The sequence below is a fragment of the Paucibacter sp. JuS9 genome, from assembly GCF_044043925.2.
In the GTDB taxonomy this organism is placed as follows: Bacteria; Pseudomonadota; Gammaproteobacteria; order Burkholderiales; family Burkholderiaceae_C; genus JAUASW01.
Genome location: NZ_CP194172.1, coordinates 1,081,064 through 1,101,850, shown reverse-complemented (window position 1 = coordinate 1,101,850; position 20,787 = coordinate 1,081,064). Strand labels below are relative to the sequence as shown.

The following is a 20,787-nucleotide window of genomic DNA, read 5'->3' as shown; positions in this document are numbered from 1 at the left end:
GTCACCAACCCGGCCCTGCCGGGTTTTTTTGCGCCGGAAATGCGGGGCAATCCCGGCAATGGCCTCCCTCAAGTTTGCCGCTCGTGAGCCGAAAATCCTCTCAAGACGCTCTCAACCCGGCCACTCGGAAAGCTAAGAAAAATGTACGGCAATGCCTCTCCCTTTGCCTCGCGCGCCCATCGGGCCAGCCACCTCTACAACAAGGTCGGCGTCGAGACCGACGTGCTCAGCGCCAGCCCGCACCGCCTGGTGGCAATGCTTTTCGACGGCCTGTTCGACGCAATGAACCAGGGCCTGGGTGCGATCCATGCAGGCAACACGGAGCTGAAGAACCGTTCGCTGAGCCGGGCCGTGCGCATCCTTGACGAAGGCCTGAAGGCCGGGCTCAAGCTGGAAGCCGGCCCGTTGGCCACCGACCTGCGTGACCTCTATGTCTACACCTGTGGACGCCTCACTCATGCAAATTTGCACAGCGATGCCAGCGCCGTTGAGGAATGCCAGCGTCTGCTGCAACCGATCCGCGAAGCCTGGGCTAGCATTGCTCCAAGCGCCGCACATGCACGTGCGGCAGCCTGATGCCAGGTAGTCAGACAGCGCCCTTCATTCACCCAGAATCCAGCGGACGTTCCATGAACACCCACCTTCTCAGCTATTACGAAGCCATCGAGCAGGCCAGTGCCGACATGCTCTCGGCCGCCCGCACCGGCAACTGGGACGAAGTCGTCAAGCTCGAAGGCGCTTGCGTGCTGTTGATTTCGCAGCTCAAGCACGCGGCCTCGCAGGCGGCCCTGCAGCCGGAAGAGTCGAAGCTGAAAACGCGCATCATGCAGCGTATCCTCCTGAACGACGCCGAGATCCGTCACCTGGCCGAACCCTGGCTGGAAGACCTCGACCAAGTATTGGCCGGCAAGAACAAGACGGTTCACTGAACCGGGAAAGCGCATCCTCCAGGCATGCCTGATGCCAACCCGTCGTCTGAGGCCGGCGTCGACACAGTCGACGTCGGCTCTTTTCGTCTCGATGCGACCCTCGAGATCCAGACCCTGCTGCGCGAGCTGCAGGCCCAACGCACACCGCTGACCCTCAGCACGCCGACTGGGGAAAGCTGCAAGGCCCTGCTCGTCGAGGTGGATGCGCGCCGGGGCGTGATCGACCTGGACAGCAGTGCCAGCCCCGAGCACCTGCGCACGCTGCTGGCCAGCGACGAGGTCCAGGCCCAAGCCTTTCTGGACAACATCAGGCTGCAGTTCGACGTCGACGGCCTGGTGCTGGTGCAAGGCAGCGCCGGCGCCATGCTGCAAGCCAATCTGCCCAGCCCGCTGTTTCGTTTCCAGCGCCGCCAGGCCTACCGGGTGCAACCGACGGGTAGCGCCTATCCCTTCGCCAAGTTCGAGCACCCCGACCCTGCCATCGGCCTTTTGCGCCTCCGAGTGCTGGACGTGAGCATTGGCGGCCTCGCCCTGCTTCTGCCGCCGGAGCTGCCGCCGCTGGAACCGGGTGCACTGATCGAGCTGGCACGCCTGGAGCTGGACCGGGATACCCGGCTGGAAACCAGTCTGCGGTTGCAGCACGTCAGCTCGCTGCAGAACCCGGCCGAGTTCGTGCAGTTGGGCTGCGCCTTCGTGCAGCTGCCACCGCTCTCGCTGCGCGATCTGCAGCGCTTCATCGACCAGACCCAGAAGCGGCGCCGCCTCTTGCAGCGCAAGATCTGATGAGCCGCCCACGCCACGCCGGATTCACACTGATGGAGGTCGCCATCGTGCTGGCTGTGGCGGCGATATTGCTCGCCGTGGCGGTGCCCAACTACCAGCGCATGCAGGAGCGTCAGCGCATGCGGCTGGCGGCCGAGTCCCTGCAGCGGGACTTCCAGCTGGCGCACAGCCAGAGCAGCAAGGTCGGCCCGGTGTTCTTCAACTTCAAGCACGAAGGCCAGGCATGGTGCTGGGGCGCCAACAGCACAACGCCCTGCAACTGCCTGAAGGAACGCTGCAACGTGATCTCGCAGCGCAGTCAGGACTGGCCGGGCGTCTGGATGGTGTATTCCAGCGATGCGCAGTTCGAGGCGGGCCTGGGCCGCGCCGTCGAGCATGGCCCGACCGAGTTCTCGACCAAGCATGGTGGCCAGGTACGGGTGCAGCTCAATGCGCTGGGCCGCGCCTCGCTGTGCGGCAAGGATGCGCCCAAGTCGGCGCCTTGTTGAGACCGCTCTACACCTGCATGTTCATGATCTCGGAATAGGCGGAAACCAGCCTGTTCCGGACCTGCAGGGTCGCCTGGAAGCCAATCTGGGCCTTTTGCATCGCCACCATCGTCTCTTCAAGACTGATGGTGGGGTTGTCGAGCTGCACCTCGCGCTGCAGCCGGCCAGCCTCGTTCTGGGCTGCACTGACGCCCTTCATCGCCTGGCTCATGGCATCGGCAAAGCTGGTGCCGCCCACAGGCTTGGCCGTCGCCAGGGGCTGACCGGTTGGGGTCAGTCCGGCGCGTGCGGCAGCTTGGGCGAAATCGAAAGGTTTGAGCTTGAGGTCCATGGCCTGCTCCTGCCAAGGGTGGCAAGGTGAGGCAATGGTAGGCAGGACTGCGCCCGTCTAAGGTGGGAACTGCGCTCGCTTCATCGGCCTGTTCCCGGCTTTCTTGAGGGGACATTTCTAAATAATCGGCACCAGCGGGAGCATGCTGTCCAAGGCCCGCGAAAACTGCAGCCTCTCATGGATAACGCCCTCAGCCCCAACCTCAACGCCGCTGGCAACGTGATCGAAGCCGAACCGGCCCAGCCCGGGTTTGCAGCGCGCGTGTCTGCCATGCCGCTGCGCTCCAAGCTGAGCTTCGTGGCCGGTCTGGCCGCGCTGGCCGCTGCCGTTCTGGCCATGACGCTGTGGTCCAGCCAGGGCGATTTCCGACCGGTCTTCTCCGGCCTGTCCGACAAGGACGGCGGCGCCGTCATCGCCCAGTTGGCCGCGATGAACGTGCCCTATCGCAACGAGCCTGGCGGCACCATCCTCGTGCCGGCAGCCCAGGTCTATGACGTGCGGATGAAGCTGGCTTCGGCCGGCTTGCCCAAGGGCAGCACGGTCGGCTTCGAACTGATGGACAAGACCTCCATCGGCCAGACCCAGTTCAACGAGCGGCTGAACTTCCAGCGAGCTCTCGAGGGCGAGCTGACCCGCACCATCACCGCCCTGGCCGATGTGGCCGACGCCCGCGTGCACCTGGCCATGCCGCAGCAGAACGGCTTCTTCCGCGAGCAGCAAAAGCCCAGCGCCTCGGTGATGCTGACCTTGCGCGGAGGCCGCACGCTGGACCGCGCCCAGGTGGCCGGCATCGTGCACCTGGTCTCGGCTTCGGTGCCTGAGCTCAACCCCAAGGCCGTCAGCGTGCTGGACCACACCGGCGCGCTGATCTCCACGCCGCCGGAGACCGGCAGCGGCCTCGACAGCCAGCAACTGCAATACAAGCAGCAGGTCGAAGCCAACCTGAACAAGCGCATCTACGAGCTGCTGGAGCCTGTGGTCGGCCGAGACAACCTGCGCGCGACGGTCACCGCCGATGTGGACTTCTCGCAGACCGAGTCGACCGCCGAGGAATACAAGCCCAACCAGGGCCAGAACGCCAGCGCCGCGGTGCGGGTGCAGCAGAGCAGCGAATCGAACAACGCCACGCCGCAACAGCCCACCGGTGTGCCCGGCGCCGCGACCAATCAGCCGCCCGTGCCGGCCACGGCGCCGATCAATGGCGCCTCCGCGCCGCTGCAGGCCACGCAAGGAGGTGCTGGCAACAACAGCTCACGCCGCGATGCCTCGACCCAGTACGAGCTCGACAAGACGGTGCGCGTGACCCGCAACGCCACCGGCAATCTGCGCCGCCTGAATGCCGCCGTGGTCGTCAACCATCGCACGACGGTCGACCCCAAGGGCAAGTCCACCAGCGCCGCCCTGCCCCAGGCCGAGCTGGACAAGCTGAACGAACTCGTCAAGGAGGCGCTCGGTTTCAATGCCGACCGTGGAGACTCGGTGAAAGTGGTCAGCGCACCCTTCATCCAGGAAAAGATCGACGTTGTCGAAGTGCCGGTCTGGAAACAGCCCTGGCTGCTGGACCTGCTGCGCGCCGCCGTTGTGCCCGCAGCGCTCGTGATCGTGGCCCTGATCGCCGTGTTCGGCATGGTGCGCCCGGCCATCCGCGCCGTGAATCCGCCCGCGCCGGAAGTGGTGGCCGGCGCGGATACTGCCGGCAATCAGCTGAACGCCGTGGTCGACGACGAGAACGCCCTGCCCGATGGCATGGTGCAGCTGCCGCAGCTGGAAGCCCCCCTGCACAATGAGAAGCTCGAACGCGCCCGGCAACTGGCGCGGGAGAACCCGGTGGCCGTCGCGAACATCATGCGCGACTGGATTGCCGGCACCGCCTGAGCCCGAAGAAAGCAGCGACCATGGACGAACAAGGCATAGAAGACGCAGCCATCTTTCTGATGTCACTCGGAGAGGAAGAAGCCTCCGAGGTCTTCAAGCATCTGCAGCCCAAGGAAGTGCAAAGGCTGGGCGAGACCATCGCCAAGCTCAAGGTGATCCCGCGCGAGAAGGTCGAACAGGTCCTGAACCGCTTCGATGCCGTGGCGGAAACGCAGAGCATGCTGGTCGCAGACACCGACGAATATGTGCGTACCGTCCTGCGCAAGGCCTTGGGCGACGACAAGGCGAACCTCTTGATCGACCGCATCCTGCAGGGCAGCGATGTGTCCTCGATCGAAAGCCTGAAGTGGATGGACTCGGGCTCGGTGGCCGAGCTCCTGCGCAACGAGCATCCACAGATCATCGCGGCGGTGCTCTCGCACCTCGACCATGACCAGACCAGCTCGGTCTTGAAGGTGTTCACCGAACGCCAGCGCAACGAGGTGCTGATCCGCATCGCCACGCTGGACGGCATCCAGCCCACGGCCCTGAAAGACCTGAACGAAGTCATGAGCCAGCTGCTGGCCGGCGGCGAGCGCATGAAGAAGAGCTCGCTGGGCGGCGTGAAGACCGCGGCCGAGATCATCAACATGATGGGCAGCAGCGTCGAAGCGTCCGTGCTCGACTACATCCGCGAGGCCGACTCCGATCTGGCCCAGAAGATCATGGACAACATGTTCACTTTCGACGATCTCGAGAAGATCGACGACAAGGGCATCCAGGCCGTGCTCAAGGAAGTGCAGAGCGAATCGCTCGTGGTCGCCCTCAAGGGTGCCAACGCCGAGCTGCGCGAGAAGGTGTTCCGCAATATGTCCACGCGTGCGGCCGAAACGCTGCGCGAAGACCTGGACACGCGCGGCCCCGTGCGGCTCTCCGAGGTCGAGTCCGAGCAGAAGGAAATGCTCAAGATCGTTCGCCGCCTGGTGGACGAAGGCCAGATCGTCCTGGTGGGCGGTGGCGACGACCAGTTCGTCTGAGGCTGAATGCAGATGGTCACCAGAGCTCCACGCCAAGTGCCACCGCCGGAACGCCGGACGGGCGAGGAGAGGCGCGAGACCTATGCCCGCTTCATTCCGCGCGAAGAGCTCAGCGGCTTCGCGGCCTGGAGCCCGGACGCGCTCAGCGGCAAGCCCGCCAATCCGCGCGGTGGCCCCGGCGTCAGCGCCCCTGCGGCAGCACCGGCGCCGGCCGCGGTCCCGCCGGCGCCGCCCGAGCCCGATCTGCATGAGCAGCTGCATGCCGCTCGCCAGGCCGGCTATCAGGATGGCTATCGCGATGGCATGGCCGCGCTGGATGCCTTCAAGCACAGCTTCGCCACGCAGATGAGCGCCCAGATCGGCAAGCTGGTCAGCGGCTTCGATGCCGAGCTGCTGGAGCTGGAAGGCCAGATGAGCGAGACACTGGCGCGTTGCGCCGTCGAGCTGGCCCGCCAGGTGGTGCGCAGCGAACTCAAGCAGAACCCCGAATTGATCGCCCGCGTCGCGCACGACGCGGTCGAGGCGCTCCTGCTGTCCGCCCGCCATGTTCGTGTGCGCGTGAACCCGGCCGACCTGCCCCTCGTGCAGGACGGTGCCGGTGAAGAGATGCGGGCCCGCGAGGCGCAAGTCATTCCCGACCCGGAAGTCGCCCGCGGCGGCTGCAAGGTCGACTCCGACATCTCCAGCGTCGATGCAACGATGGCAACGCGCTGGCAGCAAGCCGTGGCTGCGATGGGCCAGAGCTCGCTTTGGGAAGACCGGCGCGGCGGCACGGCCGGCGACGCAGGGGGCGAGGAATGAGCGCGCGGGCTGAGCGCTGGACAAGGTATCTGGAAGACCTCCAGGCCTTCGCCGCCAACCCGGTGCCGCTGGAGCCGCAAGGCAAGCTGGTGCGCGTGGCCGGCATGGTGCTGGAAGCGACCGGCGTGCGCGTGCCCGTCGGCTCGGTCTGCGAAATCCACATGCCCAGCACGAGCGCCAACCCGCGCCGCGGCAGTGCGCCGGTCAAGGCCGAGGTGGTGGGCTTCTCGGGCGATCGGGCCTATCTGATGCCGACGGACGAAGTGCAAGGCCTGTCCAGCGGCGCTCTGGTGCTGCCGCGCATCGGCCCGGCACAGGCGCCACAGCTTGGCCATCCTCAGCATCTCTGGCGCCGGGGCGAAGACCGCGGCCTGCATCTGCCCATGGGCGATGGCCTCCTGGGCCGCGTCGTCGATTCGCATGGCCATCCGCTGGACCGGAAGGGCCCGCTGGAGCTGGTGCAGGACGAGCCGATGATCCGCCGCCCGATCAACGCCATGGACCGCGAACCGATCCGTACGCCGCTGGACACTGGCGTGCGCGCCATCAATGCCATGCTCACCGTCGGCCGCGGCCAGCGCCTGGGCCTGTTTGCCGGCACAGGCGTCGGCAAGTCGGTGCTGCTGGGCATGATGGCCCGCTACACGCAGGCGGACGTGATCGTGGTCGGCCTGATCGGCGAACGCGGTCGCGAAGTGAAGGAATTCATCGAAGACATCCTCGGCGAGGAAGGCCTGCAACGCTCGGTCGTCGTGGCCGCGCCGGCTGATGCGCCGCCGCTGGTGCGCATGCAGGGCGCGACCTACGCCACCGCGATTGCCGAGCATTTCCGCGACCGTGGACAGCATGTGCTGCTCCTGATGGATTCGCTGACCCGCTATGCGATGGCACAGCGCGAGATCGCCCTGGCCATCGGCGAGCCGCCGGCCACCAAGGGCTATCCTCCCTCCTGTTTCGCCAAGCTGCCTCAACTCGTTGAGCGCAGCGGCAATGGCCTGTATGGCGAGGGCTCGATCACGGCCTTCTACACCGTGCTGTCCGAGGGCGACGATCAGCAGGACCCGATTGCGGACGCCGCCCGAGGCATCCTGGACGGCCATATCGTGCTGTCCCGTGAGCTGGCCGAAGCCGGCCATTACCCGGCGATTGACATCGAACGTTCGATTTCACGGGTGATGACCAATGTGGCCAAGCAGCCGCATGTGGAAGCGGCGCGCCGTTTCCGCCAGTTGCTGGCCAAGTTCAACAAGGCTCGCGACCTGATCCAGCTGGGCGCCTACCAGGCAGGCAACGACCCGGACCTGGACACGGCCGTGCGCCTGCATCCCGAAATGAATCGCTTGCTACAGCAGGACATGCACAGCGCGGCCCCCTTGGCCGGCAGCATTTCACAGCTGGGCCAAGTGATTCTTCAAGCTTGAGTCAGAACTGGCCGATAAGCCAAGAAGGAGATCTCCGTCATGAGCGCCAGCCAGAACCTGTCGGCCCTGTTGATACTGCTCGAGCGTGCCGAAGTTGAGCGCGATGAAGCCCTGCAGGCCTTGCAGCAGGCGCGCGCGCGCGCGGACGCCGCCCGCATGCAGGCCAACCAGCTGACCGACTACCGGCAGGAATACCAGCAGCGGTGGACCCAGCAATTCGCACAACGAACCACGGTCGACATCCTGGGCTGCTACCAGACCTTCGGCAACCGCCTGGACCAGGCCATCACCAGCCAGGGCAATGTCGCCAGCCATGCGGAAACGCATCTGGCCACGGCCCAGGCCCTGGTGCGCGAGCGCGAGCTGCGCGTGGCCTCGGTGCGCAAGCTGATCGAGCGCCGGCGTCTGGAGCAGATGCGCGGCCTGCTACGCCAGGAACAGAAGGCCACCGACGAGCAGGCCGCCCGCGCCGCGCTGACGGCCTATGGGCCCGCGATGCGCCTGTCAGCGTGATTGGCCCGAGTCGCCCGAGTCGCCCGAGTCGCCCGATTGGCCTGATGCCCCGCAGTCGCGCCCCAACAAGGATCTCCCCATGAGCAGTACAACACCCAGCACCCAGGCGGGCAACCGCCCCAACACCGCGCTCTTGCCCACCTTGGGCCTGGGCGGCAGCGCTCGCGCCGGCAATGGCACTGAAGGTGGCGGAGCCGCCTTCTCCGAGCTGCTGCGCGAGAAGATTGCCGCACCCAAGCAGGAAGCCCCCAAGGCTGCCAGCCCGGCGCCCGCGCCGGCTCAGGCTCAAACGCAAGCCAAAGCGCCAACCCAGCCTGGAGGCAAAGCACGCAAGGCCGAGGCCGAAGCAGCCGAGCAGACCCAAGCCGGCGACGCTGCTGAAGCCAGCGCTGAGGGTCAGGATCAAACCGCCATCGCCCAGGACAACGGCACTGCCGAGACACAGGTCGATCCGCGCAATCGCAAGGCCGCCAAGACAGCGGTCATGACGCAGCTCAAGCCAGGCAGCGAGGCGGCCCAGGCTCGGCAAGTGCCTGATGAGCCGCTGAAGCTGACCTGCGCCGCCGACGAGGCAGCTGTCGAGCCGGCCATCGACGCCGGCGACGATCTGCCACTTGATGAAGCAGTGGCTGCCGGCGCCAGCGTGGCGCAAGCCATTCTGCAAATGCTCAACACGCCGGCCGCAGCGCCGCTGAAAACTGTGGCCAATGGCACCGCTGCCGATCCCGATGCCACAGAGGCGCTGCCTCAGTCATCGGCGGCGGGCGCATCGGCCTTGCCGGTCACGGCCCAAGACCTCAGCCTGCCCGCCACCGCCGTGGCGCAAGCCAAGGATGCCGCCGCCGCAGGCACCAGCCAGCTGCAACTCACAGACACCTTCCAGGGTCAGGCGCTGGCCGCGGGTGAATCCCGGCCGGCCCGCACCGCGGAAGCGCTCACGGCCCCAGGCGCCCAAGCGCCAGCCGGCAGCCCGGGCAGCTTTGCGGCTCATCTGCAAGCACTGAGCAACCCACGTTCGGCGCAAGCCGCCGGCAGCAGCGCGCCAGCACCGGTCGCGCTGGCTCAGCCGCTGCACAGCCCGGAGTTCGCGCCCGCCATGTCGGCCCGCCTGGCCTTGCTGGCCGCGGAAGGAGTGCAGCAGGCGCAATTGCAGCTCAACCCGGCCGAGATGGGTCCGGTGTCGGTACAGATCACGGTTGAAGGGCAGCAGGCGCAGATTGCCTTCCATGCCGTGCAGGCCGATACCCGCCACGTGCTGGAGCAAAGCCTGCCCGAGCTGGCGGCAGCCTTGCGCGATCAAGGCCTGACGCTCAGTGGCGGCGGCGTGTTCGAGCAAAGCCAGCAGCAAGCCCGTGAACAGGCCCAGCAGAGCACATCCGGTTCGAGCCTGGCCGGCCAAAGCAACTTGAACGGCCTGCCCAGCGACGCCGAACTGCTGTCGGCCCAGGCGGGCAGCCGTACCCCGCCTCCTCGCAGCCGAGGCGTTCTGGACCTCTACGCCTAAGGTTTTCATGCAGGGCGACTCATAACTGAGTGCTTTGCCCTGTTATTTTTTGCATCCACTAAGCTGGAGTTTTCAATAATCGGGTCAGGCTCACCCATCCTCACGCCTTCGCGTGATGCCGTGAGCCCGAACCAGGAGCCCAATCAATGGCAACAGCCGCCGCCGAGACCGCAGCCGCACCCGCAGGGAGTGGCAAGAAAAAGCTGATCATCATCGTGGTCGGCGTGTTGGTGCTCGTCCTCGTTGCAGCCGGTGCCTTCCTGGTGCTGAAGAAGAAGCCGCCGGCCGAGGGCGAAGACGGCGAGGAAGCAGCAGCCGAATCTCATGCGCCGGCCGCCGCCCACAAGGTCGACCCCAGCCATCCGCCGGTCTTCGTGCCGCTGGACCCGTTCACGGTCAACCTGGCCGACAAGGACGTGGACCGCTTCGCTCAAGTCGGCGTGACCCTGGAAGTGGGTGACGCCAAGATCGCCGACCAGGTCAAGGCCTATATGCCGGCGATCCGCAGCAACATCCTGATGGTGCTCTCGCACAAGACCTCGGCGGATCTCCTGAGCCGCGAGGGCAAGGAAAAGCTGGCCAAGGAAATCATGCGCGAGTCGGTGCGGCCGATGGGTATTGAACTGCCTGACGAAGACGAGGAAGCAGAAGCCGACACAACGCCGAAGAAAAAGAAGAAGAAAAAGCCGGTCGTGGTCAGCCCGGTCAATCAGGTGCTGTTCTCCAACTTCATCGTCCAGTAATGACAACCCCCGCTGACTTCGTCATCTGCCCCCCGAGGGGGCCGGGCCTCACCTTGGGGCGGCCCGGCGGTTCGTCCCGTGAGTCGGAAGGCGCGACGCCATGAATCAGCAAATCCTCTCGCAAGACGAAGTTGATGCACTGCTGCAGGGCATCACCGGTGAGAGCCAGAAGCTCGAAGCCGAAGAAGTCCAGCAGGGGGGCATCCGCGACTACAACCTGGCCAGCCAGGAGCGGATTGTTCGTGGGCGCATGCCCACGATGGAAATCATCAACGAGCGCTTCGCTCGCAACATCCGCGTCGGCCTGTTCAACTTCATCCGCAAGAGCCCGGAAGTCGCCATCGGCGGCATCAAGGTGCAGAAGTACAGCGCCTTCCTACGCGAGATCGTGGTGCCGACGAACTTCAACATCGTCTCGGTCAAGCCGCTGCGCGGCTCCGGGCTGATCGTCTGCGACCCGACGCTCGTGTTCGCAGTGATCGATTCGCTGTTCGGAGGCATCGGCAAGTTCCACGCGCGCATCGAAGGTCGCGACTTCTCGGCCACCGAGCAGCGCGTGATCCTGCGCCTCGTGGAAGTGATCTGCGCCGAGTACAAGAAGGCCTGGACCGGCATCTATCCGCTGGAGCTGGAGTACCAGCGCTCGGAGATGCAGCCGCAGTTCGCCACCATTGCCACGCCGAGCGAAATCGTCGTCTCGACCTCGTTCACGCTGGAAATCGGCGAGACCAGCGGCACCGTTTATTTCTGCGTGCCCTACTCGACGCTGGAGCCGATCCGCGACGTTCTCTACTCCACCACGGTGGGCGATTCGACCGAGCCCGACCGCCGCTGGGTCAACCTGCTCAAGCACCAGATCCAGGCCGCCCAGGTCGAGCTGGTGGCGGAGCTGGGCACGGCGCCATCCACGGTGGAGCAGATGCTCGCATTCAAGCCCGGCGACTTCATTGAGCTGGACCTGGAACAACTGATCAAGGCCAAGGTCGATGGCGTGCCGGTGTTCGACTGCCACTACGGCACCTCGAACGGCAAATACGCACTGAAGGTCGAAAACATGCTGACCGGTCCTGACCAGGGCTGGCTGGGAGCACGCAATGCCTGATACCCCGTCGCAAGAAGAACAGGACGCGATGGCGGCCGAATGGGCTGCCGCGCTCGCTGAAGCCAACCCGCAAGGCGGCACCGAAGTCGCCGAAGAAGTCGCGCCACCGCAAGAGCAGGTGGCCGCGGCCAGCTTTGCCAATTTCAGTCCCACGCCGAGCAATATGCCGGGCAGCGACATCAACATGATCCTGGACATCCCGGTCCAGCTCACGGTTGAACTCGGCCGCACCCGCATCCCGATCAAGAACATCCTGCAGCTCGCCCAAGGTTCGGTGGTGGAGCTGGACGCACTGGCCGGCGAGCCCATGGACGTGCTGGTCAATGGCTACCTGATCGCCCAGGGGGAAGTGGTGGTGGTGAACGACAAGTTCGGTATCCGCCTGACCGACATCGTGACGCCGTCCGAACGGATGCGCCGCCTCTCCAAAGGCCAGTAAAACCTTCTGAAGCGCCGGGAATCCGCCCCTGAACGGCGGATTGGCGGAGCGCACGGCGGCCCAAAATCAGGGCCAATGACCTCCAGCCTGCTCCCCTTTCTCTGGTTCCTGGCCATCCTGTGCCTGATTCCGCTCGCCCTGTGGCTGCTCAAGCGCACGCCGCTGGGCGGCGGCGCAGCCGCCGGCCAGATGCGCACCGTGGCGATGCTGCCGCTGTCGCCGAACCAGCGCATCGTGACCGTCGAGGTCGGCCAGGGAGATGACCGCCGCTGGCTGGTGCTGGGCGTGACCGGCGCGCAGATCAACACCTTGCATGTGATGCCGCCGCAGCCGGAAAGCGCGCCCGCTGCACATGCCCTGCCCTTCGCCGAGCAATTGAAGGCCCGCATGCGCGGCAACTCCGGGGGCGGCGATGCTTCGTAAGCTCTCGCTGGCCTTGCTGCTGCTGGCCGGAAGCGCTGCTGCCTTCGCCCAGCAGACCACGGCACCGGGCACCCTGCCCTTGATCATTGGCCAGGGCGCAGGTGGCAACAGCTATTCGGTGCCCATCCAGACGCTGCTGTTCTTCACCGCGCTGGGTTTCCTGCCGGCCGTCTTGCTGATGATGACGGGCTTCACCCGCATCGTCATCGTGCTCTCCCTGATGCGCCAGGCCCTGGGCACGCAAGCCGCGCCACCGAACCAGGTGATCATCGGCCTGTCCTTGTTCCTGACCTTCTTCGTGATGAGCCCGACGCTGGACAAGGTCTACGCCGACGCCTACCAGCCCTACAACGCCGGCCAGATCAGCTTCGAGGTGGCGCTGCAGAAGGCCGAAGTGCCGATGCGAAGCTTCATGCTCAAGCAGACCCGGCAGTCGGACATGGCGCTGTTCTCGCGCCTGGCCAAGCTCGATGCGTCGGTCAAGCCCGAAGCAGTGCCCTTCAAGGTGCTGGTGCCGGCCTTCGTGACCAGCGAGCTCAAGAGCGCCTTCCAGATCGCCTTCCTGATCTTCATCCCCTTCCTCGTCATCGACATGATCGTCAGCTCGGTGCTGATGAGCCTGGGCATGATGATGCTGTCGCCGGTGCTGGTGGCCCTGCCCTTCAAGCTGATGCTGTTCGTGCTGGCCGATGGCTGGAATCTTCTTCTCGGCTCGCTCGCGGCCTCCTTTGTGACTTGAAAAGACTGCCTGCCATGGATGCACAACAAGTCTTCACCTTCGGCCAGCAAGGGCTCTACATGCTGATGCTGGTGGCCGCGCCCATCCTGCTGACGGTGCTCGCCGTGGGCGTGCTGGTCAGCGTGTTCCAGGCGGCCACGCAGATCAATGAAGCCACGCTGTCCTTCGTGCCAAAGGTCGTGGCGGCGGTGCTGGTGCTGGCGATTGCGGGCCCGTGGATGATGACCACGCTCGTGGAGTACATCCAGCGCACGCTGCAGACGATTCCGTCCGTTGTCGGCTGAAGGGGCACGCTGATGTTCAGCGTCACCGAGGCCCAGCTGCTGGCCTGGCTGAACCCGCTGCTATGGCCGGCGGTGCGCGCGTTGGCACTGATGTCGGGCATGCCGATCTTCAGCCAGCGCAATGTGCCGATGCGGGTGCGCATCGGCCTGGCCGTCTTCATCTCGCTGGCCGCACAGCCCTCTTTGCCCGACATGCCGGTGCAGAGCCTGGACTCGCCGCCGCTCCTGATGATGCTCCTGATGCAGCAATTGCTGATCGGGCTCTCGATGGGCTTTGCCGTGCGCGTGGTGTTTGCCGCGCTGGAGTTCGCGGGTGAAGTGATCGGCCTGCAGATGGGCCTCAACTTTGCCGGCTTCTTCGACCCCGCAACCGGCAGCCAGGGCACGGCCAGCGCGCGCTTCTTCGGCTCGATGGTCGCCTTCCTCTTCATCGCGATCAACGGCCACCTGCTGCTCATCAATGCGCTCGTGCAGAGCTTTCATGCCTTCCCGGTCGGCGAGGAACCCTTCCATTTCCTGCGCGTGGCGCAGCCGCAGGCCTGGGGCGCCGAAATCTTCCGCATGGGGCTGTGGATCGCCCTGCCGCTGGTGACGATGCTGATGTTCGTGAACCTGGTGCTGGGCGTGATCTCGCGCGTGGCCCCGCAGCTCAATGTGTTCTCGGTCGGTTTCCCGCTGACAGTGAGCATCGGCCTGATCGGCATGGTGGCGACGCTGCCGCTGATGCATCAGCCCTTCATGATCGCACTGGAGCGAATGCTGGCGGCATTTACGTGAGCCCCTAGGCCTGACGCGGCGCGTCAGGCGCCCCCCGAGGGGGTGGCGGGCAGCTCGGGAGCGGCCCAGCGCTTGCCCGCTACCTGACCTCCCGGGCCAGTTTCAAGAGCTGCGAGCTCAGGCTCAAGCCACGCTTTCTCGCTTCCGCCAGATTCACGCGGAAGCTCAGGCCATTGGGCTCCACCGCGAGCACGATGGCCGCACCGGCACGAAAGGCCTCCGGGCTGTCGCCGATGACGAGAATGGGCGCATCAGCCAGCGCCGACAACCAGCGCCGCAGCTCGCCCCGCTCGGTCATTGCCAGCACCAGGGTCTGGCATTGGCCGGCCTGCTCAGGCGCCGTGATGCGATGGAAACGCACCGCGGCCACGTCCAGCGGTTTGGTCGCCAGGGACTTGATCGCCTCAGGCAGCGCGCCGCGGCCGGCCACGCAATAGCCGAACTCGCGCAAGGGTGGCGGCGGCCATTGCGTGTATTGCACGAAGCGGTAGATGAAGGCCGCCTTCAGCTGCGCCTCAGACTCCTCGGCGCGGCAGGCCCCGCCGACGCCTAGGCCCAGGCCCAGCAGCGTCAGCAGTGCAAGCAGGCGTCTCATGGCCAGCGCCTCGTCAGGCTGATGCGCAGGCTGCGGCCTTCCTGGCGCAGCGGTGGCCCCTCGGGGTCGGTGCGGTCGTAGTAGCGCTTGTCGAAAGCGTTGTAGAGACCGAAGGCCAGCTCGGTGTCGGGCTGGAGCCTGCACAGCAGGTTCAGGTGATGAACGGCATGGCCGGCCAGCGGGCCGATGGCGGTGCGCCGCTCGCTCATGGCCAGCAGTTGCCAGCCCAGCTGCCAGTTGGCCGCCAGGGGTTGCAGCCAGCGAGCCTTCAGCAGCGTGGTCGGCGAATTGCTGAGCCGCTGCCCCTGCCGGTCATGGCTGCGCTGCAGCGACAGCGTGCCCCCCAACTGGGCCCCGCCAGGCCAGCGCTGATCGATGCCGATGTCGATGCCGCGGCTCCTCACGCCGGTCTGGTTGTCAAAGGTGAAGCGTTCCGCGTCCAGGGTGATCAAGTCGCGCAGCCGGGCCTGATGGACGGCCAGGCTGTAGTGCAGGCCCCCGCCCAGCGCTTGCTCCCAGGCCAGCTCGGTGCTGCGGGTCCGCTCGGGCGCCGGCATGGGTTGACCCTGTCCAAGGTTGAGATCGAACTCGAACAGGTTGGCGCTGCGGTAGGCACTGCCGTGCAGCAGCTTCAGGCTGGCGTTCTCGTTGGGCCGCCAGACCCAGGCCAGGCGCGGACTGCTGCTGCCGGGAGAGTAGCGGGACTGGTCCCGGCGCCAGCCCAGCACCAATTGCTGATTGTCGGACAGGCTCAGCTCATCCTGCAGATACAGGCCCATGCGCCGGTCCGTGCCCCAGGATTCCTGCAGCGGTTCCTGGCCCAGCAACTGATAGCTCAGGCGCTGGATCAGGTCGTGCTGCACCTCCAGCCCGGCGATCCAGCGCTGCCCGGCCCAGCGCTGGGTGGCCAGCTTGAACTCCGCCCCGTTCCAGCGTCCGAGCGCGCGGCCGCGGAAGGTCTGGGCCTGGCCTGCTTCGTCGAAAAGCGGCGTGTCGCGGTGGTAGAGCGAGCGCTGCGCCGAGGCACGCAGCTCCCAGTCCCAGTCGGCGCCCCAGCTGCCTTCGTACTGCAGGGCCACATAGCTGAGCCGCGTCAGGTCGCGCGCCTGCACGTAAAGGGGTGGCGCGCTGTTGAGCGCGACGTCGGGAAAGCCCAGGCGTCGCTCGGAGACACCCGCATGCAGATTGAATGCGCCCTGCGACCAGCCGACGGCCAGCTTGCTGCCGCGGTCCCACTGGCGCTGGCGCAAGGCCTCGACGTCCAGGGCGCGCGATGGCAGGTCTACCAGCAGCGGCAGATGGCGCTGGTTGAAGGCGGTCAGCGCCAACCACCAGTCGCCCCCCTGCTCCAGGCGCTGACCATAGGAGGCATGTGCACGCACGAAGCGATCACTGCCCACGCTCACGCCCAGCTGCGGACCGGCCAGCTTGTCGACCCGTTGGGTGAAGACCTGGATCACGCCGAAAAAGGCGTTGTTGCCATAGAGCGCGGAGCCCGGCCCGGGCGTGAACTCGACGCGCTCGATCAAGGCCGCGTCGAGCTGAAACTCCGGGCCGATCTGGGCCGCGTCATAAATGTTCTCGTTGACCCGCATGCCATCGATCAGCACCAGCAAGCGCGCATTGAAGTCGCCCGGCCGCCCGAGGCCGCGCGCACCCACGAAGCTGAACACGCCGTTGTAGGTCAGGTAGAGGCCGGGCAGGCTGTTGAGGATGTCGCCCAGATTGCGATAGCCATGGTTGCGGATGTCTTCGGCCGTGACAAGGTAGGTAAGCGCCGGCGCCCGGTCTGCGCTCTGCGAGAAGCGCGAAGCAGTGGACACCTCCGCGTGACGCGCCGCACCCGGCAGGCTGCGCTTGAGCAACTCCTCCAGGCTGGGGTCGGCGCTCTCGGCCGCGGCCTGCGGCCAGGCCGGGCCAGCCAGCAGCACGAGGGCCAGCCCCAGGGCTTCAGTCAGGTGCCGGGCCATCATCGTGCACCGCGCGACGAAAGGTGTTCTTGCCGGCCCGCTTGGCTGCATACATGGCGCCATCGGCTCGGTTGAGGAGCCCGGCGGCATCGCGCGCATCCAGGGGGCAGAAGGCCAGGCCGATGGTGGCGCCGACCGGCATCAGCTCGCCGTGCACCAGCATGGGCTCGCGCACCGCGGCGACCAGACGGCCCGCCAGATGCTCGGCGCCGGCTTCATCGGGCAGATTGGGCAGCAGCAGCGCGAACTCGTCGCCGCCCAGGCGACAAAGCCGATCCGACAGGCGCAGGACCGCCTGCATGCGCCGCGCGACTTCACGAAGCACTTCGTCGCCCGCCTCGTGGCCATGGCGATCATTCACCTGCTTGAAGTTGTCCAGGTCGATGAACATCAGCGCCGACAGGCCCTTGTCGCGAAGCGTCTGCGACACCATGCGCTGGATTTCCTGCTGAAAGAAGTGCCTGTTGGCCAGTTGCGTGAGGCTGTCGTAGTGGGCCAGTTGCTGGTATTGCTGACCCACGGCCTGTTCGGTCTTGAGCTGCTGGTTCAGGTCGGCCTGCCAGACCTCGATGCGTTTGAGCATTTCATTGAAGCGCTCAGTCAGGCGACCCACCTCATCCTGGCGGTAGACGGTGCCGCGCCGGCTGTAGTCATGGCCAAGCGATACCTGCTCAGCCAGCCTGGACAGCTCCAACAGCGGCGCCAGGGCGCGCTTCTGAACCACGCGCAACACCCGGGCAGCGATGGCGAGCGCCACCACAGTCAGCAAGGCCGCCAGGGCCAGGATTCGCCAGACGTCTCGCTGCAGGCCTTCCAGGCTTTCCCGCAAGCGCAGCGCGCCCAAGGTCTCGCCCTTGAACTGCACCGGCACCCAGACCTCGAGTTCGGCACCCTTGATCTCGGTCTGGGCTTGCAGCAGTTCGGGCGGCGCCGCTGCGCGCGAAGCGATGGCAAGCCCTGGCGCCTTCCACTGACCGATCAAGCTGTGGCCCTGATCGAGCACCAGCACTTCGAGCAGGTCGGCACGGCGGGAGAAGGCGCTCAGCTCGTTGCGCACGGCATCGCGATCATTGAAGGCCAGGGCCGGAGCGAGACTGTTGGACAGGAGCACCGCACTCAGTTCGGCAGCCTGGGCCTGGCGCTCGCGCACCCGCCACCAGGACAGATAGGCGATCAGGCTCAAGGTGAGCAGCAAGGTCAGGCTCAGGACGCTCAGATTGAGCCAGCTCAGGCGCTGGACCAGGGACTGGCGCGATGGTCGCGATGGGCGCGATGAAGCCTGCGGCAAGGCCGCGGCCAACGATGTCTTTGCTGGCACGGCCGGACTTTGCGGCTCGTGCTCGGTGGCGAGATTGCTCATGGCCCGCTTCTATTGCCCCGAAGGGGTAGCCCCCTTTATAAGGCCAAGCGGGCCAGGCTGCCAGCATGAAAACGCCCCCGGTGCAACAGCCAACCGGGGGCGTTCATTCAGGCCGCGACGCTGAGCTTGCCCGCCGTCTTCGCACTCGTCTGATCGGGTTCAATGGTCTGGCTGTAGGCATCGCGCAGCAGCTGGACCAATTGCTCCAGGGCCGCCGTGGCACGCTCCTGCGCAGAAACCGTGCCATCGCCATTGAGGTCCAGCGGATCCGTGGACGAGGACGAGGTCGAGGTCGATGAAGATGGGCTGCTTTCCGCATTCGACAGCTGGGCTGGCGGTGGCCCCGGCGGCGGCCCACCATGCCCACCCTGCGGCCCGCCTTCGCTGCCGCTGCGCTGACCGGCGAACTGCAACGTCGATGACGGCGGCGGCATGAGGCTCTTCATGCCACTGTCCAGCTCATCGGCATCGAGGCTGCCGTCGGCATTGGCGTCCATCTTGGCAAGCAGTTCGTCGGCCATGCCCAGGCTCTGGCCTGTGCGCTCGCTCATCTTGTCGAGCATGGCCTGCAGCTCGCTGCTGTCGACACCGCCACTGCCGTCGCTGTCGACCTTCGCAAACATCTTCTCCTTTGTCGGGCCAGCGCGAGAAGCGCTGAGGCCGGACCAGGCACTTGAGCTGCTGCCGACCGTGGCTATCGTGCTCATGGGAACTCCTTTCACGGGATTGCTTGTGGATCAATCAAGCCCCGCACGGAGTCACCGACGAGGCCCGATCGATTTTTCGCAGGCCCGAGCACCGGCTTGTTGCTGGTGGGTGTCGAGTCCGACACAAAGCACGCCTGGATCCCCAGAGAAGCTCCGGGTTCACCGGCCAGTTCCGCGCGACTTCCGTCGCGCGCTGCATTCAGCTCTCGACCAGACCGTTGCGGATCGCGTAGACGGTCAGTTCGGAGTTGTTGGCCAGGCCCAGTTTTTCCAGCACACGGGCGCGATAGACGCTGACCGTCTTGGGGCTGAGCATCAGCTCCTCGGCGATGTCGGACAGGCGCTTGCCGGAGGCGATCATCACCAGGGTCTGCAACTCGCGGTCCGACAGCTTCTGGTGCGCCTGCTCGGTGATCGGCGCGGTAAGGCTCTCGACCAGCATCTGCGCGATCTCGGGCGTCACGTACTTGCGGCCTTGCGCCACGGTGCGCACCGCCTGCACCAGGAGCTGCGGGTCGCCGCCCTTGTTGACGTAGCCGTAGGCCCCGGCGCGCAGCGCGCGGATCGCGTACTGGTCTTCCGGATACATGGAGACGATGAGCACCTTGATCGGCGAGCCCTCGTCCTTCAGGACGTGCAGCACGTCCAGGCCGCTGCGGCCCGGCATGTTGATGTCCAGCACCAGCACGTCGCAGGCGAACTCGGGCTGGCGCATCAGCGTGCGCAATTCGCCGTAGTCGCCAGCCTCGCCGACCACTTCGATATCGGATGCATCGGACAAGGTGTCGCGGATGCCGCGCCGAATCAACGCGTGGTCATCACAAAGAATCACTTTGATCATGCACTGCCCCAGGAAGACGGATCGTGTTCTATGGCCGAAGCCTCCTCTTGTCCCAACTGTTCGGCCCGCTGCGCTTCCAGCGGCACCGACAAGATCAGGCTCGTGCCTCGCGTGCTGCTGCTCAGATCGACCCAGCCGCCCACCGTCGCCGCCCGCTCATGCAGGCCGCGGATGCCGAAGCTGCGCGCCTTGGCCAGCGCGCCCGGTGTCAGGCCGCCGCCATTGTCGCTGACCTCCAGGGTCAGCACGCCCGAGGCGACACTCAACTCGATCGTGACTTTTGACGCATTTGCATGCTTGGAGACGTTGGTCAGCGCCTCCTGCGCCGTGCGATAGGCCACCAGCGGCACGCCGGGCGGAAGCTGGATCTGTTCGGAGCTGGTTGAAATCGAGGTGCTGATGCCGGTACGCTTTTCGAAGCGCGCGCCCATCCATTGCACGGCCGCCACCAGGCCCTGCTCAAGAATCGCCGGCCGCAGGTTGTGCATGATGCGCTGGCTGGCCTCAATGGCGTGGCTCACGGTCTCCAGCGCCGACTGCACGCGGCCACGCACGCCTTCATCCTGCGCATGGCGGGCCATCCAGGCCAGGTCGAACTTCAGAGCCGTCAGGGAGCCGCCGACATCGTCATGAATCTCGCGGGCGATCGCCGCCCGCTCCATCTCGACGCTGGTCTGCAAATGCCCCGCCAATTCGTGAAGGCGCTGCTTGGAACGCAGCAGCTCACGGTCCGCCTCCATGCGCGCCTGCTCGCTCTCATTGGCCTCGATGGCATGCAACAAGGCCGGGGCCAGGCGGGTCAGGTTGTTTTTCAGCAGGTAGTCGGAAGCGCCCGTGCGCATCGCCGCCACGGCAGTGTCTTCGCCGATCTCGCCGGAGACCAGGATGAAGGGCATCATCAGCCGCGCATCCTTGACCATGTCCAGCACCACCAGGCCGGAGAAGCCTGGCAGGTTGTAGTCGGAAATGATGGCGTCCCACTCCATCGTCAGCGCCTGACGCACCTCGTTCAAGGTGTCGACGCGCTGGATGTCCATGGCAAGCCCGGCGCGGCGCAGCTGTGCCAGGATCAGCTGATGATCGAGCTCGGAGTCTTCAACATGCAGGACGCGCAGGCGCCGGTCTGCCAGGGGGGCCGTCATGAGG

The 20,787-nt window shown here is 66.0% G+C and carries 24 protein-coding genes; 17 read left to right on the top strand and 7 right to left on the bottom strand.

All coding sequences use genetic code 11. The annotated features are described in order from the left end of the window. Positions 1 to 141 precede the first annotated feature (141 nt). The 4 genes from fliS to ABT392_RS04790 are packed head-to-tail and all read left to right on the top strand — an operon-like array spanning position 142 to position 2,200. Positions 142 to 576 carry a flagellar export chaperone FliS gene (fliS, locus tag ABT392_RS04805; protein WP_334279879.1) on the top strand — a complete coding sequence of 145 codons (435 nt, stop codon included), beginning with the start codon at positions 142 to 144 and terminating at the stop codon, positions 574 to 576. Positions 577 to 629: 53 nt separating this feature from the next. After that, on the top strand, positions 630 to 929 hold the full coding sequence (locus tag ABT392_RS04800; RefSeq protein WP_334279878.1) for a flagellar protein FliT: 300 nt from the start codon (positions 630 to 632) through the stop codon (positions 927 to 929). A gap of 24 nt (positions 930 to 953) precedes the next feature. After that, entirely contained in the window at positions 954 to 1,712 is a 759-nt protein-coding gene (locus ABT392_RS04795; protein WP_395386452.1) for a flagellar brake protein, read from the top strand. Then, positions 1,712 to 2,200 carry a pilus assembly FimT family protein gene (locus ABT392_RS04790; protein ID WP_395386453.1) on the top strand — a complete coding sequence of 163 codons (489 nt, stop codon included), beginning with the start codon at positions 1,712 to 1,714 and terminating at the stop codon, positions 2,198 to 2,200. The genes ABT392_RS04795 and ABT392_RS04790 overlap by 1 nt, the downstream gene beginning before the upstream one ends. Before the next feature lie 7 nt (positions 2,201 to 2,207). Here the strand turns inward: ABT392_RS04790 and fliE are convergent, their stop codons facing one another. After that, positions 2,208 to 2,531, bottom strand: coding sequence for a flagellar hook-basal body complex protein FliE (fliE, locus tag ABT392_RS04785; RefSeq protein ID WP_395386454.1), 324 nt, complete (start codon positions 2,529 to 2,531; stop codon positions 2,208 to 2,210). A gap of 177 nt (positions 2,532 to 2,708) precedes the next feature. Here fliE and fliF point away from each other — a divergent pair, with 177 nt between their 5' ends. The 13 genes from fliF to fliR all read left to right on the top strand — a co-directional run bounded on the left by fliF (position 2,709) and on the right by fliR (position 14,168). Further along, positions 2,709 to 4,406, top strand: coding sequence for a flagellar basal-body MS-ring/collar protein FliF (fliF, locus tag ABT392_RS04780; RefSeq protein WP_395386455.1), 1,698 nt, complete (start codon positions 2,709 to 2,711; stop codon positions 4,404 to 4,406). Between the two features lie 20 nt (positions 4,407 to 4,426). After that, a complete protein-coding gene (gene fliG, locus ABT392_RS04775; protein WP_334279873.1) occupies positions 4,427 to 5,422 on the top strand; it encodes a flagellar motor switch protein FliG in 996 nt (331 codons plus the stop codon). Between the two features lie 6 nt (positions 5,423 to 5,428). Continuing rightward, complete coding sequence (locus tag ABT392_RS04770; RefSeq protein WP_464970918.1) at positions 5,429 to 6,223, top strand: FliH/SctL family protein; 795 nt, start codon at positions 5,429 to 5,431, stop codon at positions 6,221 to 6,223. Then, the gene (gene fliI / locus ABT392_RS04765) at positions 6,220 to 7,644 is read left to right on the top strand and encodes a flagellar protein export ATPase FliI (protein WP_334279871.1); all 1,425 of its coding nucleotides are present in this window, start codon (positions 6,220 to 6,222) and stop codon (positions 7,642 to 7,644) included. The genes ABT392_RS04770 and fliI overlap by 4 nt, the downstream gene beginning before the upstream one ends. Before the next feature lie 39 nt (positions 7,645 to 7,683). After that, positions 7,684 to 8,157 (top strand): flagellar export protein FliJ, encoded by a 474-nt coding sequence (gene fliJ, locus ABT392_RS04760; protein ID WP_334279870.1) that lies wholly within the window; start codon positions 7,684 to 7,686, stop codon positions 8,155 to 8,157. A gap of 79 nt (positions 8,158 to 8,236) precedes the next feature. Next, positions 8,237 to 9,661 (top strand): flagellar hook-length control protein FliK, encoded by a 1,425-nt coding sequence (locus ABT392_RS04755; RefSeq protein WP_395386456.1) that lies wholly within the window; start codon positions 8,237 to 8,239, stop codon positions 9,659 to 9,661. 146 nt (positions 9,662 to 9,807) lie between these two features. Further along, positions 9,808 to 10,404 (top strand): flagellar basal body-associated FliL family protein, encoded by a 597-nt coding sequence (locus ABT392_RS04750; protein ID WP_464970917.1) that lies wholly within the window; start codon positions 9,808 to 9,810, stop codon positions 10,402 to 10,404. Positions 10,405 to 10,504: 100 nt separating this feature from the next. Further along, on the top strand, positions 10,505 to 11,506 hold the full coding sequence (fliM, locus tag ABT392_RS04745; RefSeq protein WP_334279867.1) for a flagellar motor switch protein FliM: 1,002 nt from the start codon (positions 10,505 to 10,507) through the stop codon (positions 11,504 to 11,506). Continuing rightward, entirely contained in the window at positions 11,499 to 11,945 is a 447-nt protein-coding gene (fliN, locus tag ABT392_RS04740; RefSeq protein WP_334279866.1) for a flagellar motor switch protein FliN, read from the top strand. The genes fliM and fliN overlap by 8 nt, the downstream gene beginning before the upstream one ends. 75 nt (positions 11,946 to 12,020) lie before the next feature. Further along, a complete protein-coding gene (locus tag ABT392_RS04735; RefSeq protein ID WP_395386458.1) occupies positions 12,021 to 12,368 on the top strand; it encodes a FliO/MopB family protein in 348 nt (115 codons plus the stop codon). Continuing rightward, on the top strand, positions 12,358 to 13,107 hold the full coding sequence (gene fliP / locus ABT392_RS04730) for a flagellar type III secretion system pore protein FliP (protein ID WP_334279864.1): 750 nt from the start codon (positions 12,358 to 12,360) through the stop codon (positions 13,105 to 13,107). The genes ABT392_RS04735 and fliP overlap by 11 nt, the downstream gene beginning before the upstream one ends. 14 nt (positions 13,108 to 13,121) lie before the next feature. After that, positions 13,122 to 13,391, top strand: coding sequence for a flagellar biosynthesis protein FliQ (gene fliQ, locus ABT392_RS04725; protein ID WP_334279863.1), 270 nt, complete (start codon positions 13,122 to 13,124; stop codon positions 13,389 to 13,391). 12 nt (positions 13,392 to 13,403) lie between these two features. Beyond that, complete coding sequence (gene fliR, locus ABT392_RS04720) at positions 13,404 to 14,168, top strand: flagellar biosynthetic protein FliR (protein ID WP_334279862.1); 765 nt, start codon at positions 13,404 to 13,406, stop codon at positions 14,166 to 14,168. 79 nt (positions 14,169 to 14,247) lie between these two features. Here the strand turns inward: fliR and ABT392_RS04715 are convergent, their stop codons facing one another. The 6 genes from ABT392_RS04715 to ABT392_RS04690 form a co-directional block, all read right to left on the bottom strand. Then, positions 14,248 to 14,763 carry a YfiR family protein gene (locus tag ABT392_RS04715; protein WP_395386459.1) on the bottom strand — a complete coding sequence of 172 codons (516 nt, stop codon included), beginning with the start codon at positions 14,761 to 14,763 and terminating at the stop codon, positions 14,248 to 14,250. Continuing rightward, positions 14,760 to 16,736, bottom strand: coding sequence for a TonB-dependent receptor plug domain-containing protein (locus ABT392_RS04710; protein ID WP_464970916.1), 1,977 nt, complete (start codon positions 16,734 to 16,736; stop codon positions 14,760 to 14,762). The genes ABT392_RS04715 and ABT392_RS04710 overlap by 4 nt, the downstream gene beginning before the upstream one ends. Beyond that, positions 16,714 to 18,093 carry a diguanylate cyclase domain-containing protein gene (locus ABT392_RS04705; protein ID WP_395386462.1) on the bottom strand — a complete coding sequence of 460 codons (1,380 nt, stop codon included), beginning with the start codon at positions 18,091 to 18,093 and terminating at the stop codon, positions 16,714 to 16,716. Before ABT392_RS04705 ends, ABT392_RS04710 begins: the two co-directional genes overlap by 23 nt. A 107-nt stretch (positions 18,094 to 18,200) precedes the next feature. Further along, positions 18,201 to 18,800, bottom strand: coding sequence for a hypothetical protein (locus tag ABT392_RS04700; RefSeq protein ID WP_395386463.1), 600 nt, complete (start codon positions 18,798 to 18,800; stop codon positions 18,201 to 18,203). A 199-nt stretch (positions 18,801 to 18,999) separates the two neighbouring features. Continuing rightward, positions 19,000 to 19,641 carry a response regulator transcription factor gene (locus tag ABT392_RS04695; protein ID WP_334279857.1) on the bottom strand — a complete coding sequence of 214 codons (642 nt, stop codon included), beginning with the start codon at positions 19,639 to 19,641 and terminating at the stop codon, positions 19,000 to 19,002. Next, entirely contained in the window at positions 19,638 to 20,783 is a 1,146-nt protein-coding gene (locus ABT392_RS04690; protein ID WP_334279856.1) for a hybrid sensor histidine kinase/response regulator, read from the bottom strand. The genes ABT392_RS04695 and ABT392_RS04690 overlap by 4 nt, the downstream gene beginning before the upstream one ends. Between the last annotated feature and the right edge of the window lie 4 nt (positions 20,784 to 20,787).

What these genes read in the sequence shown, in the direction of transcription:
- fliG (WP_334279873.1), top strand. Translation starts at nt 4,427, where the DNA reads ATGGACGAACAAGGCATAGAAGACGCAGCCATCTTTCTGATGTCACTC.
- ABT392_RS04750 (WP_464970917.1), top strand. Translation starts at nt 9,808, where the DNA reads ATGGCAACAGCCGCCGCCGAGACCGCAGCCGCACCCGCAGGGAGTGGC.
- ABT392_RS04705 (WP_395386462.1), bottom strand. Translation starts at nt 18,093, where the DNA reads ATGAGCAATCTCGCCACCGAGCACGAGCCGCAAAGTCCGGCCGTGCCA.
- ABT392_RS04700 (WP_395386463.1), bottom strand. Translation starts at nt 18,800, where the DNA reads ATGAGCACGATAGCCACGGTCGGCAGCAGCTCAAGTGCCTGGTCCGGC.
- fliF (WP_395386455.1), top strand. Translation starts at nt 2,709, where the DNA reads ATGGATAACGCCCTCAGCCCCAACCTCAACGCCGCTGGCAACGTGATC.
- ABT392_RS04715 (WP_395386459.1), bottom strand. Translation starts at nt 14,763, where the DNA reads ATGAGACGCCTGCTTGCACTGCTGACGCTGCTGGGCCTGGGCCTAGGC.
- ABT392_RS04755 (WP_395386456.1), top strand. Translation starts at nt 8,237, where the DNA reads ATGAGCAGTACAACACCCAGCACCCAGGCGGGCAACCGCCCCAACACC.
- fliI (WP_334279871.1), top strand. Translation starts at nt 6,220, where the DNA reads ATGAGCGCGCGGGCTGAGCGCTGGACAAGGTATCTGGAAGACCTCCAG.
- fliQ (WP_334279863.1), top strand. Translation starts at nt 13,122, where the DNA reads ATGGATGCACAACAAGTCTTCACCTTCGGCCAGCAAGGGCTCTACATG.
- fliR (WP_334279862.1), top strand. Translation starts at nt 13,404, where the DNA reads ATGTTCAGCGTCACCGAGGCCCAGCTGCTGGCCTGGCTGAACCCGCTG.
- fliJ (WP_334279870.1), top strand. Translation starts at nt 7,684, where the DNA reads ATGAGCGCCAGCCAGAACCTGTCGGCCCTGTTGATACTGCTCGAGCGT.
- fliP (WP_334279864.1), top strand. Translation starts at nt 12,358, where the DNA reads ATGCTTCGTAAGCTCTCGCTGGCCTTGCTGCTGCTGGCCGGAAGCGCT.
- ABT392_RS04690 (WP_334279856.1), bottom strand. Translation starts at nt 20,783, where the DNA reads ATGACGGCCCCCCTGGCAGACCGGCGCCTGCGCGTCCTGCATGTTGAA.
- ABT392_RS04770 (WP_464970918.1), top strand. Translation starts at nt 5,429, where the DNA reads ATGCAGATGGTCACCAGAGCTCCACGCCAAGTGCCACCGCCGGAACGC.
- ABT392_RS04795 (WP_395386452.1), top strand. Translation starts at nt 954, where the DNA reads ATGCCTGATGCCAACCCGTCGTCTGAGGCCGGCGTCGACACAGTCGAC.
- ABT392_RS04735 (WP_395386458.1), top strand. Translation starts at nt 12,021, where the DNA reads ATGACCTCCAGCCTGCTCCCCTTTCTCTGGTTCCTGGCCATCCTGTGC.
- fliN (WP_334279866.1), top strand. Translation starts at nt 11,499, where the DNA reads ATGCCTGATACCCCGTCGCAAGAAGAACAGGACGCGATGGCGGCCGAA.
- fliM (WP_334279867.1), top strand. Translation starts at nt 10,505, where the DNA reads ATGAATCAGCAAATCCTCTCGCAAGACGAAGTTGATGCACTGCTGCAG.
- ABT392_RS04695 (WP_334279857.1), bottom strand. Translation starts at nt 19,641, where the DNA reads ATGATCAAAGTGATTCTTTGTGATGACCACGCGTTGATTCGGCGCGGC.
- fliE (WP_395386454.1), bottom strand. Translation starts at nt 2,531, where the DNA reads ATGGACCTCAAGCTCAAACCTTTCGATTTCGCCCAAGCTGCCGCACGC.
- ABT392_RS04710 (WP_464970916.1), bottom strand. Translation starts at nt 16,736, where the DNA reads ATGATGGCCCGGCACCTGACTGAAGCCCTGGGGCTGGCCCTCGTGCTG.
- ABT392_RS04790 (WP_395386453.1), top strand. Translation starts at nt 1,712, where the DNA reads ATGAGCCGCCCACGCCACGCCGGATTCACACTGATGGAGGTCGCCATC.
- ABT392_RS04800 (WP_334279878.1), top strand. Translation starts at nt 630, where the DNA reads ATGAACACCCACCTTCTCAGCTATTACGAAGCCATCGAGCAGGCCAGT.
- fliS (WP_334279879.1), top strand. Translation starts at nt 142, where the DNA reads ATGTACGGCAATGCCTCTCCCTTTGCCTCGCGCGCCCATCGGGCCAGC.